Raw genomic sequence first — 18,053 nt, forward strand, 5'->3', positions numbered from 1 at the left:
GTGAAATCTTTGTCCGAATACCTGTTCGGCCATTTAAGATTTCAATCTCACGCGCTTACTTTTCTGCCCTGAGAACCGCGTCCGACTTTTTCAACAGAATCGGCCAAAAGAAGACGCTCAGATGAGAGGCTGCTACTGGCCAGAAGCCCCCGGCCAGCCAGGGCGATTCTCGGTCACACACGGACGTTGACCAACGGCTCTATTCAACCGAATGCAGCCTTAAAAGACGCTTAAGAAGCCAAGAGCGATTAAGTACTCGAGTCCGTTGACCATGGTTTCACGAGGGGTGTTCAGGGCTTCCCTATGCCTTTAATATCGGCCCCCTCACAGATGTCACGGTCAAAACAGCTTGATCCAAATACTAGGCGGGCCAAAGGAAATGGAGAGTAGGATTAAATTATGGAAAATCAGAGAAAGGTCGAGCACTGGGCTTACCCGTTCAAGCTAAAGCGAGCAGGTAATCAAAACTTCGAGGCGCAGGATCCAAAGCAATACTACGAAGCGCTGGCTAAGGCCTTGGGCGGGTTCTATCCGATGGGCACTAATGGTTCTTGGCATGGTGGAATTCATTTTGATAAAGGAACTGATGATTTTCTCGATCAATCCTCAGTGTGCTGCATCGCCGATGGGCAGGTAATTGCATATCGAGTCGATGAGACGGCCCCCATCACAGAGTATTTCGGAGAGCATATGCGTGTTGTGCAAGCTCCCTACTCCACGGGACTTGTACTTGTCCGGCACCGACTCGAGATACCAAGCGCGAACAGCGAACAAACTGAGGACGCGCCGCCAGTTGGGGAGTTGAATTTTTACAGTCTCTACATGCATCTGCTTGACTGGACGGGCTACCAGAAACACGACGCTCCACTACCTCCGGCTCTATTCGGTCCGATCACCTACAGCCCAAAAGTGGAGAAATCGGTCGATAATTTCCTTGGAATTAACACTAGAGCTGGCGCTCCCGGAACGGCCGGCCACAGTATAAAAAATGCCATTTTGCCCAAAGGTGTAAAGATTAGAACTGCCGAGTCAGCGCCTGCACCTAACGGGAAATGGAAGAAACTGAGCGCCGTACTCGAAGGAAATTCTATTCCCGAAACTATTAGTGAAGCGTGGATTTACACCGGAGAGCTGGAGGCTGTTAGTCCCGACACATATTTAGTTTCTGTGCAGGCCAATGACTTCAGCTCTGAGTTGCTACCCGGGAAAGGGCTGAATATCTACAAAACCTCGAAGGGCAAACAAAAAAATTCAATCACAGCCGTCTTGCCACTAGGGGTGAAACTGACTCTCGAGGAAGGCAGTGGAGAGTTCCGGAAAATCAGCAGTTTCACTGAGGGCGTAAATACCTTCCCGTTGACAGCTGAAAGTTCCAAAAATATCCATGGCTACGTAGCTATAAGTGCTTTGCAGGCACAACCAAGCAAGCCTGTTACTGATACTTTTCATCTATTACCTGAACCTTACGAAATCAAGGCAGGGGAAATAGTCGGACACTTAGGGCCCTATCAAAACGTCAATGACAGTGAGACCAAATTGCTCTTGCATTTAGAGATTTTTAGCTGTGATGACGTGCCAGCATTTATAGCTAAAAGTCGGAACCATGCAAAAACTCTGGATGCAACACGAAAAGTACTGCTAAAAATTCACAAAGGCGCAAGTCGGCTGATTGAGCACAAGGACAGTATTAATGCCCAAAACCCACCTAATATATGTCAGAAAGGTTCAATTGTTGGAACTGACCTGATAATTCCCCAGCGGGTTCTCGAAGATCTGCCGACTACCCATCGAATGACAGATACCAAGAGCTTTTTCGTGAGTACTCCTCCTCAAGCTATTCGCTGGTGGCGTTTGGATAACTTGCTCGAAGACGAAAAAGGTAAGCCGATTAATGGCTGGCTTGCTGAGCAGGACTTGATCACTACTCGTCATAGCTCTTGGGAGTGGGAGGGTTTTGATTTCATCGATGAGAGTGGAAAGCCGGTTGAACATCTTGCCCATCTCCTGAACACACGAGGCATGCTCAGCAAAGAAGAGAGAGAAAACTATCGTGCCGAAATTAGTCAAGCGGATAGTGGCCCCATCAAGCAAAGGCTTTACGATGTAATCGACACTAATAAAGACAATAAATTCAGTATCGAGGAGATTCACTCTGCGTTAGCTAAGCTCTGGCATGCTCAATCAATATCACAACTGATGATACGTTATGAGAGTGAATGGTTTTGGAACGCTGCGAAATGGAATGAGCTCGACCCTCTGCTAAACCACACGCCCTCACAGCCTAATCTGAATTGGGCTAATGAGAAAAGAAGAATCGAAAAGTTATCATGGTGGAAAGATGCTGGGTTGTCGGATGATGGGAAAGCATGGCACTTTCATTTAATAGGGCTCCTCGGCAACTTCACCTGTCCAACTGATGATAATGATCTGAAGTGGCTGAAAGTACCTTTCGGTCAACTAACTTTCGATGTTGAGGGGAACGACTTTGAAGATGCAGGTCATCCTTCCCATCGATATTTCAGCCGAGTCGTACACTGGCCAGAAGGTGTGTCGGGCGTGACGATTGGTCGCGGCTACGACTTGGGTCAACAAGCTGATCCAAGGGATGCCTTAATGAATGGTGGAGTAAAAGAGCCTCTGTTGTCATGGTTGGTTGGGGCTAAAGGTTTGCATGGGCAAGCCGCAAAAATATATTTAAATAGCGCAACTCAAGAAATCAGAAAGCATGTGATAACGCGAAAACAACAATATTTGCTTTTCATAGATGTCTACGAAACCATGAAAAAGGATATTTTTAGGATTTCGGACGTAATTAGCAACCAAGAAAAATATGGTGCTCTTTCTTGGGACTCCATCAATAAAAAAATTCAAGATATACTTATTGATCTCCGATATAGAGGAGATTACCACGTGCTTTCCAGAAAGTTTATTCAAGAGCCTTTTACTGGAAATGATCTAGCGAAAATAAAACAAGAAATGTCTAAACATAGCAATTGGGTGGGCGTGCCTCCAAATAGGTTCGCTGAAAGAAATCGTTACTTGGAGAGTAATTAATGCGCATTTTACATCTGACAGCTTATACGTTTTTTGGGCTGGCTTGCATCTCATCTGTGACGGCGGCCGAATTTGACTACAAGCGAGTCTATCAAGCAGATACAGGTAAAATAGACAAATACATCGTTAGATATTTGAGATCCTTCGACTCTCCATGCATCCGGGTGCAATCGCTTCTACCGGGGGGGAAGGGAAAAATACTAAAAGAAAAAGAGCTATGTTCCATTGACAGCAAGAGTTTTCTCGACGGCTTCACCCAGGTAGAGTTAAAAAAGGGAGAGTTCCAAGACGGAAAGTTGAATTTTATGTTTGAGATAATGCCGCTCGAGCCTGCACCTGAATATATCAAAAAATGCACTGTTCCATTTAATGATGGCGCACCTCAGGAGCTTGTTTGTGAAACGATAACACCATGAGCTGAAAAAAAGCCTAAGAGGAGCCCTCGGCAATTAATTATTCGTAATTTAGGATTTAGGTGTCGGCGGCTTGACTGAAAAGTATGCGTTGTTCTGTGGTGTTTCAGGTAAATTACTTACTGGATAGGAAGTGTTAAGCATGCATCTGCTTCAACGCTTCAAAGATCGCTACTCGCTGTAATCGCTTCATGCAGTTTGTCTATCGTCCGAATACAACGCTTTGGGGAGTGTCTTCTTTTGGCCGAAAGCGGCCAATAGCTAAATTTCATGTTGCCCATCCTCAGGCTTACCAGCACCCACCTTTACCCTCAACCGCAAGCTGCCCGCTTTTGCTTCAAGCGACCCGCCAGCCACAAAATCCCCACCACATAATCACACCGAGGCTTCCTGCAACCACGCACCCTGCAACTGCACAAACCGCTCCTGCAGCCATTCAATAAAAACCTGCACCTGAGGCGCCAGATGCGTCCTGCTCGGGTACACCACCCACACCGGCCGAGGCGCTGGGCGATAAGGCCGCAGAATCTCCACCAACGCGCCGCTGTTCAGATGCTCCGCCACGGTGATGCCGGGCGCCTGAATGATGCCGAAGCCCGACACGCCACATTGAACGTAGGCATTCGATTCGGTGACGGTAATGCCAGCGTTACTCACAAACGTGTGGTCTTGCCCCTTGTTCGTGAAGTGCCAGGGCAGCGTGCGGTTGTTCTGACCAGACAGGAAGTTAACGCCTCGATGGTCTGTGAGTTCGTCGAGCGTTTGCGGTTGGCCGTGCTGGTGCAAATACTCGGGCGCAGCGCAGGTGACCATCGTGGCCATCGCGATTGGGCGCGCGATCAGGCTGGAGTCGGGTAAGTCGCCGATGCGCAGCGCGCAGTCGATGCCTTCGCCGATCAGGTCGACGGCGCGGTCGGTCACGCCGAGTACCAAGTTGATACCTGTGAAAGCGGCAGTGAATTGTTTAAGGCTTCTTATGAGTTCGATTTGTGCGAAGGCGGTCGGGATGTCGATGCGCAGGCGCCCGCCGAGCGTTGCGCCGGTGCGGTCGAACATGGTGGTGGCGGCGGCTATGTCGGTGAGAATTTCTTGTACGCGCTCATAGAATCGCTCGCCCTCGGCGGTGAGTGCGACTTTTCGCGTGGTGCGCTGAAACAGGCGCACGCCCAATGAGGTTTCCAGCTCCTGGATGTAGCGGGTGACTTGTGGCCGCCCGATGTCCAGCGACTCAGCGGCTTTGGTGAAGCTGCCTAGCTCGGCCAGCCGTGCGAACAGTCGCATCGATTGCAGCAATTCCATGGTGTGTTCCTTTGCGCCTGGCTGACTCAGCCATGGCTGACGCTGATTGTTGTTTCAGAATAGAACAATCATGTCTTTTTGCGCGCATTTATTGCGCGCTTGTAAAGGTGAAAGATGCGCTCAAAGCGGGCCGGTGTCGGTTTGCGATCATTGACGTGCATGTGGAGATTCACCATGAAAGCCTGGTTATTGAAAGATTTCGGACTCGACAATTTGCAACTGGGCGAGACAGCGACCCCACAACCCAAGGCTGGCGAGCTTTTGGTCAAGGTCGGCGCCGTCTCGCTTAATTTTCGCGACAAGGCCATCGTTGACGGCATCTATGAGCCGCACACGGTGCCCAAGCCGTTGATTCCGGTCAGCGACGCCGCAGGCACGGTGGTTGCGGTGGGCGAGGGCGTCACGCGCTTTGAGGTCGGTGATCGGGTCAATTCGCACCTGTACTCGCGCTGGCTGGACGGCGAGCCTGGCCCGAACGAGCCGGATTACTGCTTTGGCTCGTCGTTGCCGGGCGGTTTGGCCGAATACATGATCATCCACGAAGACAGCGCAGTCGGCGCACCCGCGAACATGAGTGACGAGGAGGCGGCTACATTGCCGATCGCGGCACTCACCGCGTGGTATTCACTGGTTGATTTCGGGCAGATTCAAGCGGGGCAAACCGTGTTGGTTCAGGGCACTGGCGGTGTGTCGATATTCGCCGTGCAGATTGCTACCGCGCTTGGCGCGAAGGTGATTGCAACGTCGAGCAGTGATGAGAATCTGCACGCGGTTAAGCGTTTGGGTGCAGTGGCGGGCATCAATTACAGGACCACGCCGAACTGGGCGGACGAAGTGCTGAAACTCACCGAAGGCAAGGGCGTCGACCTCTTGCTTGATGTGGCTGGCGGCAGCGGTATCAATCAATCGGTTGCCGCAACCAAGGCATCCGGGCGTATTGCACAGATCGGTTTTTTGACGGGGCAGACGGTCGAGCTCAACCTGATGCCACTTATATTCCGCCAGACGACCATTCGCGGTATCGCGGTGGCGCCACGCTCATCGTTTGACCGGATGAATGTGTTCCTTGACCAACACGCTATTCGCCCTGTTATTGATCAGGTGTATCCGTTTGAACAGGCTCGTGAGGCTTACGAGCATTTGGCGAAGGGGGCGTTTGGGAAGGTGGTTATCAAGGTCGGTTGATACGAATGAAGGCGCCGAAATGGCGCCTTTTTTGCAGACGTGGAAAAAGCGTGCGTTGCAGCATCTGATTCACGATTGACCGGAGGCTTTTTGTCTACTCAGCAGCATAATTTTCAACCGCCCACATCGCGCATCTCGTCTTCGCTACCGCTCTGAGTCAGCGGGAGCAACGAACAAAGTTTGACTTAAGCTAAAACAATCAAGACTTTTGACTTACTCGACAAGTTGTTTCGCCACGCCTTTGCCCGACCCTGTCGCCCTTGCTTGGACATATTTAGTATGTCATTTCGGAAGTCTCCTATAGCTCGATTAAAATCTTATCGTAATAAGATACTGGGCTAACTAAAAGGAGCGCGATAAATGGCTAGCCACAGCTACATGACTATTACCGGAAAAAAGCAAGGTTTGATTTCTGCTGGTTGTTCTGGTCAAGAATCTATTGGGAATAAATGTCAGGCTGACCACGAGGATGAGATTATGGTGCTGGCTTACTCTCATAATATGGCCGCTGGTAGTGACGGCAGCACGTTGGGTGGCAATGGTAAACATATGCCAGTCGTCCTTACGAAGAACATTGATAAGTCTACACCTTTGCTAGCCAGTGCACTTCATGAGGGCGAAGAGGTTGAGTGTAAAATAAATTTCTATCGAGTTTCAGCTGCTGGCTTCCAGGAAAAGTATTTTACGGTGGTTTTAATTGGAGGGCGTATTGCAAATTTAAGTGTTCAAGTCCCGCACGCCATCAATATGGGTGCCGCTCAGCCGCAGGAGATTGTGGCTATTAGGTATCGGGAGATTAGTTGGGTGCACCATCAAGCGAGTACGAGTGCGTACAGCGCTTGGGGTGGTAGAGGTGAGTGAGCCGTCGTGTGATATAAATGATGTGGCCAATGCTGCCTCTGACTGGGTGACATTAGGGTGTTCAATGGGCGCTATGAACCTCCATGATGGTAGTGCTCAGCTTCAATTTAGCTCAAGCGTCGCCCATTATGTAAATGGAATTATTAGTGATGTAAGTGACGGAATAATAAGTGCTTGGGACGGCGTACAGCAAATGATGGCAGAATATACTGAGTTGTCCTCTGACGCCCTTTTCTATGCTCAGAACGGTATAGGGGTTGCTGCTGGCGCCATGCAGGTTAAAGTAGGGTTCGCGTTTACAGGGGCTTCGTACGGGGTGGCGGCACCAGTAGGTGCATTATTTGTTGCGCACGGCGTTAATAATATTTATGAGGGTGCAGCGAATATCTATAATGGTCCTGCTGCAACACCAGCACAAGGCCCTATCAGAAGTGCCTATCATTTTTTTTTGGGGAAGATTATGACGAGAATGTGGCCTATGGAACCATTGACTTGCTTTTGTCTGCAGGTGGCATGATGCGTCTAATACGCAAGACTGATTCAGTACAGCTTTTCAGACACGATCCACTTAATTATCAGTCAGCCTACCAGGGGGCTGGGAAGTTGGCTTTGCTTTTCGAGGCGTTAGTCGATTCAATTACGGTTAATTCTATTCTTTCAGAAGAAAGGAATAGAGCGCAGCATCAGTGACGTAGTATGTGTTGGTTATGGCTACCACACATTGCGTAGTCTGGGAATATAAAAAATCAAGCCGGCGATAGTCAGGAAAAGGAACACAATGCCGCTGGCAACCCAATAAGCTGTGCCGGTAAGGAGGAATAATTTTTTTATTCCCCACATAATGATAATTGTGTAGCCCATAGAGCATCCAGTCACAATCAGCCCTAAACTAATTAAGTATCTTATCGTGTACATGCGCTATAAATTCCTTTGCTGCAGATCCAAAAAATCAATATACCTTATATTCATAAAGTGCGTGCAATACTGAAATCAATAGTCCGTCGTCAAAGTAGGAATTATCTGTAGCTCATTTCGTGTTTTGCAGCTCCGCCGGGTATCGACTTGCTACACACACACGCTGCTGTAGCCGGATTATCACTACTCTGTGAGGAGAATCGCGAGGTTCACGAAGGCCACGAGTGAACCTGTAAAAACGCGCATCCTTGCGCCAGTCCCACTTAAAAACTGTACTTCGCACTCAACATCATATTGCGCGGGCTGCCGTAGGAATCACCGCCATAGCTCACCGAGTTAGCGATGGCCTGGTAATAGCGGCGGTCGAAAATGTTATTGGCGTTGAGTTGCACGTCCAAATGCTGGTTGACCTTGTAGCCAGCCATCACGTCGGTAACGGCGTAGCCGCCTTGCTTGAGCCGGTATTGGCTGCCATCGGCCAGCGCGATGTCGTTGTACATGCGGCTTTGCCAGGAGACGTTGCCGCCTACGCGGAGTTTTTCCAGCGGGCCCTGGAAGTGGTAGCGGGTGGTGAGTTTGAACAGGTGCTCGGGGGTGTCTGTGTCGAACTGTTGGTTGACGTTCTGCGGGTTGGCGGCGTCCTTGATGGTGTGGGTGCGCGCGTAGGTGTAGCCACCGCCCACCTGCCAGTTTTGCGTCAGCGCGCCTTGCAACTCGAGGTCGATGCCTTGGCTGCGGATTTCGCCGGAGGGTTGGTAGCAGGCGGTCTGCGGGCAGTTTTCGACGAACACTTGTACGGCGCGGTTTTCCTGGTCGACGCGGAACAGTGCGAGGCTGGCGTTCAAGGCGCCGTCGAGGTATTCGCCTTTGATGCCGACTTCGTAGTTTTTGCCGACGATGGGTTTAACCGGTGTGGCGGAGGTACTCTTTTCGGTCTGCGGGGTGAAGATGTCGCTGTAGCTGGCGTAGACCGAATGGTGTTCGTCCAGGTCGTAGATCAAGCCTGCGTATCGCGTGAGGTTGCGTGTGACCTTGTAGTCGCCGTCGCCATCACGGTTGTCGTAGTCGTACCAGTCCAGGCGTGCGCCGAGTATCAGTTTCAGCGGGTCGGCCAGGCTCAGGCGCGTGGTGACGTAAACGCCGTCCTGGGTGGTGACTTCGCGCGGGTTGTCGGTGCGCACGAAGTCGGGTTTGCCCGCCGTCAGCGGCCAGTTGGTGTCGTAGGGGCTGTAGTTGTGCGTGGTCATGTCGTAGATGCGTTTGCTCGCACCCACGACCAGTTCATGGGTGCGCCCGAATGCCTGGAACGGGCCGCTGGCAAAGGCATCCAGACCGGCCTGGTTTTCATCGAAGGCCGCTTGGTAGACGGTGCGGGCCAGTGTGTTGTTAACCCAGCGCGATTGATAGGAGCCAGAGAACAAGCCGTTTTGTTCGGCGTAGTTGGCGTTGACCTGAAGGTTCCAGTCATTCGCAAGGCGCTGACGGAGCTCGGCGAAGACGGTGTTGATCTCCTGGTCTTTATTCTCCCAGTCGGTGCCTGGGTTGTAGGCACGCGACAGGTTCAGGTGATGGCCGTCCTGGCCGATCATCGACGAGCCCCAGAAGTAATTGGTCTTGTCTTTTTGGTGCGAGAAACCGAGGGTCAGCGTGGTGTCGTCGCTCAAGTCGGCTTCGGTGACCGCATAGAACAGGCCGTGATCTTCGGTCACGTTATCGATAAAGCTGTTGGCGTCGCGGTAGGAGGTCACCACCCGGCCACGCAGTGTGCCGCTGTCGTTAAGCGGGCTGGAGGCATCGACCTCGCCACGGTAGTCGTCCCAACTGCCGGCGGCGCCGGTGAGGGTGACTTTCTGCTCGTCGAGTGGCCGCTTGCGGATCATGTTGATGGCGGCCGAAGGGTTGCCCGCACCCGTCACCAGGCCGGTAGCGCCGCGTACGACCTCGACGCGATCAAACATCGCCAGGTTCGGCTGTGCGCCGATTGTGGCGCCGCTGTAGCCGCTCGGAATGCCGTCATACATCAGGTTGTCGATGTCGAAACCGCGCGCCGTGTACGACTGCCGTCCTGGCCCGTTGGAGAAATTCAGGAATAAACCGGGCGTCGCTTTGACCACATCATTGATGCTGGTCATCGCCTGGTCATCCATGCGCTGACGCGTGATCACCGTGACCGATTGCGGGGTTTCACGCTGGGTCAGCGGGAGTTTGGTCGCAGTCGACATCGCGCCAGTGGTGTAGGACTCGGAGCCTTCAGTAATGCTGCCGAGTTGGCTGCTGGTGATCTCGGTGGCGCCCAGTTCCAGCGTGGCCGCTTTGGCGTTTTCCGGTGGGCTACTGATTTCTTCGGCGAAGGCCGGCGCCAGGCTGGCCATGCATATAGCCATCGCCAACAGATCGCGAGCGGGGCGGAAGGTGCGTGGCGGGGTGGTGCAAATCGACATGACTGGGCTCTGTATTGATAATAATTATAAGAATCATTACCAACAAGTATGTCAGGATTTGTCACAGCGAAAAAGCCCGCCAAGCAAAACCGGCCTCAGATGTTGGGGCGCGGTGAGCGCCTTCATGGTGGGGCCGGTCAAGGTTTATCGGGATGGGTGATGAGCCTCGCAGCGTTCTAGAAGCTACTGATGAAACCTTCGCCCCAACGCATCCAGGCGCACCGCAATCGGCGGCAGCCGCTCACTGCTGCGCGCCAGTGTTTCCACGTCGTCCGCCGTGCTCTGCGCAACGCTTTGCACAGACTGCAAACGGCCCACGATCTCTTGGTTCGCCATTGATTGCTCGCGCGTAGTGGTCACAATCTGCCCGTTCAATTGATCGATATGCGCAATGTCGCTGCCCACAGCTTGCAGCATCTGAACCGCCATTTGGCTGTCTTGCACGCAGCGCTCCACGCCTTGTTGGCTGTCGTGCATGGCTTGCACCGCGTCGCGGCTGCCTTGCTGCAAACCCTCGATAATCTGTTTGATTTCCTGAGTGGACACCGCCGTGCGCTGGGCCAGGCTGCGCACTTCATCAGCCACCACGGCGAAGCCACGGCCTTGTTCACCGGCGCGCGCGGCTTCGATGGCGGCGTTGAGGGCGAGCAGGTTGGTTTGGTTGGCGATGCTGCTGATCACTTCGAGTACCGAGCCGATTTGCTCTGCCTGGGTCGCCAAACCCTGCACGGTTTGGTTGGTGCCGTTGATGCGCGCCGCTAACTGGGTGATTTCTTGCTGTGCACGGCCGACGCTTTCCTGGCCGCGGATAATTTGCTTGCTGGCTTGGCCTGCGTGTTCCACCGCGTGCTCGACGTGTAGGGTGATGTGGCCCATCGCGTCTTCCATGCGCTGCATCGAATCGCTCATCTGAGTGATTTCCGCCAATTGATGCCGCGCGCCTTTTTCCAGGGTGCCGCTGGCGCTGGCGAGTTCCTGGCCGAGTTGGCCAAGGCCTTGGGAGTCGCGGGTAACGCCGTCGATCAGGTGGGTGATTTGTTGCAGGAAATGGTCGAAACGTTTGGCAAGGGACACATGCACCTTGCCTTCACCCTCGGCGTTTTCGACGGTGAGTTGGGAGGTCACAGCGAGCATCTTCTCGAGCATTTCCTGGCTCTCGACGGCTTCGGCGTGGCTGTGAATGGCGAGGTAGAGCAGGGCGACGCTCTCCATCACCACGTAGAACGCGTGGAGGAAGACCATGCTCCAGCCGCCGTGATGTTCCATCACAAACACCGGGAAGCCTTGGTGTTGCAGGACGTGAAAAACCACGTGGTGCACGGCGATGGTCGCCGCAGCCACCAGTATCGGCAGCCAGTCGCGGTAAAACGTCAGCACCGCGAGCAACGCGAAAATCCCGAAGTGCGATTCGATCATGCCCCAGGATTGGTTGATGTGCAGGGCGGCCATCACCATCAAGCCGGCGCCGAGCAAGCAACGCATCAAGCGAGTGCCGCTGAGCGCGCGGTACAGCGCCGTCAGCACCACGCTGGTGCCACCGCCGACGATCACGGCCTGGATCAATGTGTCGTGCCAGAACGCCAGCCCCAGTGAAAACCCGAACATCAGCCAGATCAACGCCAGCATGATGCGATCGGCCTTGCGGTAATGCGCCAAAAAACGCGTGTGGACAGGCATTCACTCATACTCCGTGTGGTCGAGCCATCAACAAAGCATGCGGCGTGCCACCATGGCCCGCAGGTGCTTCGATCGCACCAGCTTATCGGCCTGCCCGATGGCGACTTGAGCGTTGCCGCTGCAGGCTTTTACACGCGGTAATACGCCACGCGCTAGGCAAACACGATTTCATACGGTTCGCGTATGCGCTCCAGCAGCTCTTGGGCGAGCATCGGTGCCAAGCCGATGTGCGGGTCGCCGGCCAATTGGCTGGCGTACGCGTGGGTGGCGTGAAGTTTGCGCGCGACGCCCCAGCTGTCCAGGCGGATTTTGCGCGCGCGTTGCCAGGGGATGACCGCGCCTTCGCGCACCGGCCGGTGCCAGGCCCACACCGGTAATTCATACAGCCGCGCGCCCAGCAGGCTGCAGGCTTTGGCGCTGGCGCGGCCGACGGCCTCGTGGTCGGCTGTACCGTCGTTGCGCCAGGTGGTGAACACCACGTCACCGGTGTGCAGGTAGCGCGCAATAAATTGGCTCATCGGCTGCTCACAGGCGGCCAGCGCATCGTCGCGAAAACCGCCCCGAATCCACTTCAGGCTGTGCAACGGCATGCCCAGGCGGCGCAGCGCCTCGGCACTTTCTTGCGGGCGAATCACGCTCAGGCGGCTGGCAGGCCACGTGCGCGAACCCGGATGGCTGGCGCTGCCATCGGTCAGCGAAATCAACAGCAGCGGGTGTTCCAGGGTGCTGAGCACTTGCAGCAACCCCCCGCACGCCACCACCTCATCGCCCGGGTGGGGCGCAATGATCACTACGCGTGCGCCTGGCGGCACCAGGGTTGAAGGGGCAATGGTGGGGATTTGCGCCAACTGCGGCGCGCTGTTCCAGATTTGCGCGGGGGCGCGTCGACCATCGCTTTCGGCGGCAGGTTTCATGGGTGTCACATCCTTGTAGAGTGATGCGGGGCCGTGCTCTATGTGCGGCACGACTCTCGTTTAGTCACTGCAGGCTCCGCTGCGGTGATTAGCGGCAGTCCAACCATGGATTGCGCGCAAGGCCTCTACAGCATAGCCAAGGATTGGACACTCTTACATTTTGTAGCGCCGATTTTCAGGGCGCTTGCGTCAGGCTCTTCAGGTAATCGCCAAAACCGCCTTGGGCGCGGCAGTCCAGGCGGGCGCTGGTGATGACGTGCGGGGAGTGGCGCCAGGCGATGGTCGCGCCGCAACCCTCCAGGTTACGCACCCATTGCACATCTTCTCGGTACGCTCGCCTAACAGTGCTTCTCCGTTATGCACCGGCATCAAATGCCGATCATCGCAAGCCCTCAAAAATCGCCACCGAGGTGCCGTCGCGGCTCCACAGGTCGAGCAGAAAATCACTTTCGTGATGCTGCACCACCGGCGGTATGCCCAACCGCTGTTGCAGCAAGGCATGCACCTGTTCGGCGGTTTGTGGGCAGCCCTCAATGGTCGGGCGCCAGTGGCAGGCGAGCAATTGCCCGTTGTCGGTCAGGGCGGCGAGGGCACGATCAATCAGGCCGTGCAGGTCGTTGGCGTCGAGGTAATAACACAGCTCGCTCAACACGATCAGCTCGAACGAGCCCGCTGGCCATTGTTCGGGTAAGCGACTTTGCTGAACCTGGGCATGGCTAAACCCCGCGAGGCGGGTTTTCGCCAGGGCTACGGCGGCGCTGGCCGTGTCACAACACACGAGGCGGTCACAGCGCGGCGCCAATTGCGCACTCAGCTCGCCGTTCGCGCAACCGGGCTCGAATATAGACGCGTAATGTGGCCGGGTCAGCGCCGCCAGGGTCAGCGCGCGTTTACGCTGCTCGTACCAGCGTTGGCGAAAGGCCCAAGGGTCGTCATTACCGGCAAACAACTGGTCGAAATACGGCGTGGCCACGCTCATACAAACACCACTTCAAAGGGTTGCAGCAGGCGCTCCACCACATAGGGCGCGAGCACCGGCGGCAGGCCGATCTGCGGGTCGCCCTCCAACTGGCTGGCGAACGCGTGAATGGCATGGCGTTTACGCGCCACCGCCTCGGGTGCCAGCGGGATTTTACGCGCCCGGTGCCAGGGTACTTTGCTGTCTTCGGGGGTTGCCCAGTGCCAGGTCCATACCGGTAATTCGTAGACCGTGGCGCCCACCGACTCTGCGGCTTTTGCGCTCGCGCGGCCGACAGCTTCGTGGTCGCAGTGGCCGTCTTCACGCCACGTGGTAAACACCACGTCGTTGGGTTTGAGGTGGCGCTGGATAAACGCGACCAACTGCTCTTCGCGTGCCGCAACCTGGCTGTCGCTGAACCCTGCACGCAGCCATTTCAAACTGTGCAGCGGCACACCGAGGCGGTGCAGGGCTTGCGCCGACTCCTGCGGGCGCACCACACTTAAGCGCTCAACCGGCCAATGTGTCGAGCCTGGGTGACTGGCGCTGCCGTCAGTCACCGAGATCAATTGAATCGGCCGGTCGAGCAGGGCCAAGCCTTGCAACAGGCCGCCACACCCCAGTACTTCATCGTCCGGGTGGGGCGCGATGATCACCGCGCGATGCCCCTCGGGCACCAACTGTTCAACGCTGACGTGCGGTAACTCGGCCATGTGCGCCGAGGCCTGCCATTGATGCAGTGGCGTGCCCTGACCGACGATTGGATTGGGTTTCATAACTGCCACCTCCCTGCGCCGTCTTCGGCAACCTGCTCGCCCAAGGCGGCCAGGTCGCGTTCGGCGTGGCTTTGGCGTACATACACCGGCAAGTCCGCCATCAGTTGAGCAAACTGCGGGTCTTTGCAATAAGGCCCGGCACCGACTGCGCGGCCGACATGGCGCATTACCTGTTCAACACTGTCTTCGACGCACGCGCGGGCGCGCTGAGCCCATTGGCGAGCATCCGCCTGGGGCGCGCGGTCAACCTGCGCTGCGCAGTCGCGCAACACACAGGCCGCGCTGTTCAGCACACTGTCGACCGCGCCCAAGTGCGCGAGCGCATGGGGTTCGGGGCGCTTGGCGCACTGCTCACGCAGCACCTCTGCCAAGCGTTGCGCGGCGCCATACCAGCACGCCGCAATGCCGATGCCGCCTTGCCAGAAGCCGGGGCGGGCGAGGTAATCACCCGGCCCGCCGACGGCAACACCTTTGGCACCACTGAATACAACCTCGACGCTGCCGGTGGCCGCCATGCCCACGGCGCTCCAGCCTTCATCTGTCACGCTCACGCCGGGCTGCTGCATATCGACCGCCACCAACTGCTGGCGGTCCTCCTCATCCCAAGCGGTCAACAAGCCGTGACTGACCACCGCTGCACCGGAACACCAGGCCTTGCGACCGTCGATGATCATGCTGTGGCCATTACGCCGCACACGCACTTTGGCGCTCGGCGGTTCGGCGGCCCACGTGCCCCACACGCTGCCCAAGGGCGGCAGGGGGCTGTCGAGTTCAGCCATGATCGCCAAGGCATCGGTGTGCCCTTCGAACAGTTTGCACAGGCGCAAGTCATGCGCTGCCACTTGCGCCAACACCCTGAAACGCTGCAGCGTCTGACCGCTGCCGGGTAACGGCAGCTGGTCCAGGCCTTCTTCCTGAAGGGCCTTCAGGGCATGACCCAGCGCTTGCGTGTCAGCATAGCCGGGTGTGCCTTGAAGGAATCCGTGCAAGGCCATTTCACACCTCGTCGCGCTGCAGTTCAAACAGCAGCAGTGAGCGGCCGGTGACAGCGTACTCGTGCTCGAACTCAAAGCGTTCCTGGCCCAGCACGGCCGGGTCGTTGGTGTCGAGCATGCAGGTCCAGAATTCACCCTCGGGCACTGGTGGCAGGCGGAAATTGACCATGTCGTGGTGTGCGTTCACCACCAGCAACAAGGTCGCGTCACCGCCTGCTCGACGAATACCGGTTTCCTGCGCGCGCCCATCCATCAGCATGCCCAGGCAGCGGCCGTGGCTGTCTTCCCATTGTTCGGTGCTCATCTCATCGCCACTCGGCGCCAGCCAGGTGACGTCTTTTACGCCGATGTCTTCGTTGTAATCCCCCACCAGGAACCGACCACGGCGCAGAATCGGGTAAGCCATGCGCAGCTTGATCAGGCGTTTTACAAATTTGAGCAGCGCCTTGCCGTCGTCGTCGAGTTCCCAGTTGACCCAACCAATCTCACTGTCCTGGCAATACGCGTTGTTATTACCGTGCTGGGTGCGCGCGAACTCGTCACCGGCCACCAGCATCGGCGTGCCTTGGGCCAGCAGCAGGGTGGCGAAGAAGTTGCGCATTTGACGCAGGCGCAGCGCGTTGATTTCCGGGTCGTCGGTCGGGCCTTCGACGCCGTGGTTCCACGACAGGTTGTTGTTGCTGCCGTCCTGGTTGTTCTCGTCGTTGGCTTCGTTGTGCTTGTCGTTGTACGACACCAAGTCGTGCAGGGTGAAACCGTCGTGGGCGGTGATGAAGTTCACCGAGCTGTAAGGCCTGCGGCCACGGTGGTTGAACATTTCGCCGGAAGCGGTCATGCGCGCGGCAAAGTCTGCGAGTTGGCCGTCGTCGCCTTTCCAGAAGGCGCGCACGGTGTCGCGGAAACGGTCGTTCCATTCCACCCAACCCGGCGGAAAGTTACCCACTTGGTAACCACCAGGGCCGCAGTCCCACGGCTCGGCGATCAATTTAAGCTGGCGCAGTACCGGGTCTTGGCGGCAGGCCACGAGGAAACTGTGACGCTCATCGAAGCCTTCGCGGTAGCGGCCAAGGATGGTTGCCAAGTCGAAGCGGAAGCCGTCCACGTGCATTTCCGTGGCCCAGTAACGCAGCGAGTCGGTGACCATTTGCAGCACGCACGGGTGGCTCAGGTCGAGGGTGTTGCCGGTGCCGGAATCGTTGATGTAAAAGCGCTTGTCGTCGGGCATCAAGCGGTAGTACGAGGCGTTGTCGATACCGCGCATCGACAGGGTAGGGCCGCGCTCGTTGCCTTCGGCCGTGTGGTTGTAGACCACGTCCAGAATCACTTCCAGCTTGGCGTCGTGCAGGTGCGCAACCATCTCCTTGAATTCGGCGATCTTGCCACTCGCCAAATAGCGCGGGTCGGGGGCAAAAAACGCGATGCTGTTATAGCCCCAGTAGTTGGTCATGCCTTTTTCGAGCAAGTGCTGGTCATTGACGAACGCATGCACCGGCAACAGTTCGACAGACGAAATGCCCAACTGGCGGATGTGCTTGAGCACGTCTGCTTCCATCAAGCCGGCGCAGGTGCCACGCACCGATTCGCCCACTGAAGGGTGGCGCATGCTGATGCCGCGCAAGTGGGTTTCGTAAATGATCGTGCGATCCCACGGCACGCGCACCGGCTGGTCGTTGCCCCAGGTGTGCGCCGGGTCGATGACCTTGCACTTGGGCACGAAGGGCGCGCTGTCACGTTCGTCAAAACTGAGGTCATCATCGGGGTGGCCGATGGTGTAGCCAAACAGCGCTTCAGACCACTTGAGCTCGCCGACCAACTGCTTGGCGTAGGGGTCGATGAGCAATTTATTGTGGTTGAAGCGATGGCCGTTGGCCGGGTCATACGCACCGTACACGCGGTAGCCGTAGATCAGCCCGGGGTGGGCGTCGGGCAGGTAGCCGTGGAAGGTTTCATCGGTGTATTCGGGCAGTTCGATACGCTCCAGCTCAACTTCGCCGGTGTCGTCGAACAGACACAGCTCAACCTTGGTCGCGTTGGCTGAGAACAGCGCAAAGTTAACGCCAAGGCCATCCCACGTGGCGCCAAGCGGGAAGGGCAAACCTTCACGAATCCGCGACGGCTCGTTTTCCGGCGTCGTTTGGCTTTTTTCTGGTTTGCTCATCAAATTGCTCCTGCAGAGGTATTTATTCGGGCCGAACGGGACCGTGCCGACGATCTTTCAGCTGACGCAATGGGTAGTGGAATGGCCTCCTGCCGACAACCGCGGAAGGAGGCGGTAAAAAGGTTGCGAGTGCTAAGGCTTGGGCTTTTTTGGAGCTGCTGGTTTTTTAGCGGCCGGGGGCACCGGTTTACTCGCGCCAGGCGCGGGCGGCTTGGCCTTTGCCGCAGGTTTGGGCGCGGTTTTCGGCTTGGCGGCTGCCTTGGGTTTACTCGGCGTCAGCGCTTCGGCTTCTGCCAGCTTGCGCGCCATTTCCCAGTGACGTGCATCTTCACCGTGGGGCTTGCCTTCAGATTCCCAGATCTGATGCGCTAATTCGCGAACGCGTTTGTCTTCAGTACTCATCAAAA

At 56.2% G+C, this 18,053-nt stretch carries 14 protein-coding genes and 1 pseudogene; 5 read left to right on the plus strand and 10 right to left on the minus strand.

Features of this window, described 5'->3' with window-relative positions:
- Nucleotides 1–399 precede the first annotated feature (399 nt).
- Nucleotides 400–3,054 carry a lysozyme family protein gene (locus F0169_RS09015; RefSeq protein ID WP_152746296.1) on the plus strand — a complete coding sequence of 885 codons (2,655 nt, stop codon included), beginning with the start codon at nucleotides 400–402 and terminating at the stop codon, nucleotides 3,052–3,054.
- On the plus strand, nucleotides 3,054–3,470 hold the full coding sequence (locus F0169_RS09020; RefSeq protein WP_152746297.1) for a hypothetical protein: 417 nt from the start codon (nucleotides 3,054–3,056) through the stop codon (nucleotides 3,468–3,470). The genes F0169_RS09015 and F0169_RS09020 overlap by 1 nt, the downstream gene beginning before the upstream one ends.
- Before the next feature lie 372 nt (nucleotides 3,471–3,842).
- Here the strand turns inward: F0169_RS09020 and F0169_RS09025 are convergent, their stop codons facing one another.
- A complete protein-coding gene (locus F0169_RS09025; protein WP_152746298.1) occupies nucleotides 3,843–4,766 on the minus strand; it encodes a LysR family transcriptional regulator in 924 nt (307 codons plus the stop codon).
- Between the two features lie 174 nt (nucleotides 4,767–4,940).
- Here F0169_RS09025 and F0169_RS09030 point away from each other — a divergent pair, with 174 nt between their 5' ends.
- The 3 genes from F0169_RS09030 to F0169_RS28155 all read left to right on the plus strand — a co-directional run bounded on the left by F0169_RS09030 (nucleotide 4,941) and on the right by F0169_RS28155 (nucleotide 7,329).
- Nucleotides 4,941–5,951 carry a zinc-dependent alcohol dehydrogenase family protein gene (locus tag F0169_RS09030; protein ID WP_152746299.1) on the plus strand — a complete coding sequence of 337 codons (1,011 nt, stop codon included), beginning with the start codon at nucleotides 4,941–4,943 and terminating at the stop codon, nucleotides 5,949–5,951.
- 360 nt (nucleotides 5,952–6,311) lie between these two features.
- Nucleotides 6,312–6,812, plus strand: coding sequence for an Hcp family type VI secretion system effector (locus F0169_RS09035; protein ID WP_058411155.1), 501 nt, complete (start codon nucleotides 6,312–6,314; stop codon nucleotides 6,810–6,812).
- The gene (locus tag F0169_RS28155) at nucleotides 6,805–7,329 is read left to right on the plus strand and encodes a DUF4225 domain-containing protein (protein WP_152746300.1); all 525 of its coding nucleotides are present in this window, start codon (nucleotides 6,805–6,807) and stop codon (nucleotides 7,327–7,329) included. The genes F0169_RS09035 and F0169_RS28155 overlap by 8 nt, the downstream gene beginning before the upstream one ends.
- A gap of 661 nt (nucleotides 7,330–7,990) precedes the next feature.
- On the opposite strand, the gene F0169_RS09045 is transcribed toward F0169_RS28155, so the two are convergent.
- From F0169_RS09045 to F0169_RS09085, 9 genes and pseudogenes are all read right to left on the minus strand, one after another.
- Nucleotides 7,991–10,168, minus strand: a complete 2,178-nt coding sequence (locus tag F0169_RS09045) for a TonB-dependent siderophore receptor (protein ID WP_152746301.1) — start codon at nucleotides 10,166–10,168, stop codon at nucleotides 7,991–7,993.
- 183 nt (nucleotides 10,169–10,351) lie between these two features.
- On the minus strand, nucleotides 10,352–11,845 hold the full coding sequence (locus F0169_RS09050) for a methyl-accepting chemotaxis protein (protein ID WP_152746302.1): 1,494 nt from the start codon (nucleotides 11,843–11,845) through the stop codon (nucleotides 10,352–10,354).
- A gap of 152 nt (nucleotides 11,846–11,997) precedes the next feature.
- Nucleotides 11,998–12,759 (minus strand): PIG-L deacetylase family protein, encoded by a 762-nt coding sequence (locus tag F0169_RS09055; RefSeq protein ID WP_058411151.1) that lies wholly within the window; start codon nucleotides 12,757–12,759, stop codon nucleotides 11,998–12,000.
- A gap of 175 nt (nucleotides 12,760–12,934) precedes the next feature.
- Nucleotides 12,935–13,084: pseudogene (locus F0169_RS09060) on the minus strand (glycosyltransferase); the annotation flags it as partial.
- Between the two features lie 54 nt (nucleotides 13,085–13,138).
- The gene (locus F0169_RS09065) at nucleotides 13,139–13,738 is read right to left on the minus strand and encodes an SAM-dependent methyltransferase (RefSeq protein ID WP_152746303.1); all 600 of its coding nucleotides are present in this window, start codon (nucleotides 13,736–13,738) and stop codon (nucleotides 13,139–13,141) included.
- Nucleotides 13,735–14,493 (minus strand): PIG-L deacetylase family protein, encoded by a 759-nt coding sequence (locus F0169_RS09070; protein WP_099236317.1) that lies wholly within the window; start codon nucleotides 14,491–14,493, stop codon nucleotides 13,735–13,737. The genes F0169_RS09065 and F0169_RS09070 overlap by 4 nt, the downstream gene beginning before the upstream one ends.
- Nucleotides 14,490–15,488 (minus strand): acyl-CoA dehydrogenase family protein, encoded by a 999-nt coding sequence (locus F0169_RS09075; RefSeq protein ID WP_152746304.1) that lies wholly within the window; start codon nucleotides 15,486–15,488, stop codon nucleotides 14,490–14,492. Before F0169_RS09075 ends, F0169_RS09070 begins: the two co-directional genes overlap by 4 nt.
- A gap of 1 nt (nucleotide 15,489) precedes the next feature.
- Nucleotides 15,490–17,646 (minus strand): glycogen debranching protein GlgX, encoded by a 2,157-nt coding sequence (gene glgX, locus F0169_RS09080; protein ID WP_058411147.1) that lies wholly within the window; start codon nucleotides 17,644–17,646, stop codon nucleotides 15,490–15,492.
- Between the two features lie 132 nt (nucleotides 17,647–17,778).
- Complete coding sequence (locus F0169_RS09085) at nucleotides 17,779–18,048, minus strand: DUF2934 domain-containing protein (protein ID WP_058411146.1); 270 nt, start codon at nucleotides 18,046–18,048, stop codon at nucleotides 17,779–17,781.
- Nucleotides 18,049–18,053 lie beyond the last annotated feature (5 nt).

It is taken from the genome of Pseudomonas kitaguniensis, assembly GCF_009296165.1.
GTDB classification, from domain to species: domain Bacteria; phylum Pseudomonadota; class Gammaproteobacteria; order Pseudomonadales; family Pseudomonadaceae; genus Aquipseudomonas; species Aquipseudomonas kitaguniensis.